4 tRNA genes are annotated in these 517 nt (G+C 47.8%); all 4 read left to right on the top strand.

Annotated elements, in window-relative coordinates:
* The first annotated feature begins 39 nt into the window (after positions 1–39).
* The 4 genes from AB4154_RS22345 to AB4154_RS22330 all read left to right on the top strand — a co-directional run bounded on the left by AB4154_RS22345 (position 40) and on the right by AB4154_RS22330 (position 425).
* Positions 40–115, top strand: a tRNA-Lys gene (locus tag AB4154_RS22345).
* A 25-nt stretch (positions 116–140) separates the two neighbouring features.
* Positions 141–216, top strand: a tRNA-Val gene (locus AB4154_RS22340).
* Between the two features lie 25 nt (positions 217–241).
* Positions 242–317 (top strand) — tRNA-Ala (locus AB4154_RS22335).
* A 32-nt stretch (positions 318–349) separates the two neighbouring features.
* Positions 350–425: transfer RNA gene (locus AB4154_RS22330), tRNA-Val, on the top strand.
* The last annotated feature ends 92 nt before the right edge of the window (positions 426–517 follow it).

The raw sequence follows: 517 nt of genomic DNA, 5'->3' as shown, positions 1-517 counted from the left end.
ACTCCCCTACGGGATACCACTTCCTTCAAGAAGTAAAAAGGGTCGTTAGCTCAGTTGGTAGAGCAGTTGACTTTTAATCAATTGGTCGCAGGTTCGAATCCTGCACGACCCACCATTTCCTCCCAAGGAAATAAAATTTGGGGCGATTAGCTCAGTTGGGAGAGCACCTGCCTTACAAGCAGGGGGTCACTGGTTCGAGCCCGGTATCGCCCACCATTTCCTCCCAAGGAAATAAAAATATGGGGCTATAGCTCAGCTGGGAGAGCGCCTGCCTTGCACGCAGGAGGTCTGCGGTTCGATCCCGCATAGCTCCACCATTCTTTCTCCATGAAGGAATCAAAACTATCATGGGCGATTAGCTCAGTTGGGAGAGCACCTGCCTTACAAGCAGGGGGTCACTGGTTCGAGCCCGGTATCGCCCACCATCTTTAAGCACACTTTTCTTAGTAATAGAAAACTGAGTGTATTTAAAAATGGTTTTGAAAGTTTAATGCTTTAAAAACTCTTGCTCTTTAAC

Origin of the sequence: Vibrio sp. 10N.286.51.B11 (assembly GCF_041469245.1) — a bacterium.
Lineage (GTDB): Bacteria > Pseudomonadota > Gammaproteobacteria > Enterobacterales > Vibrionaceae > Vibrio > Vibrio crassostreae_C.
This window is presented reverse-complemented; position numbering and strand designations above follow the sequence as displayed.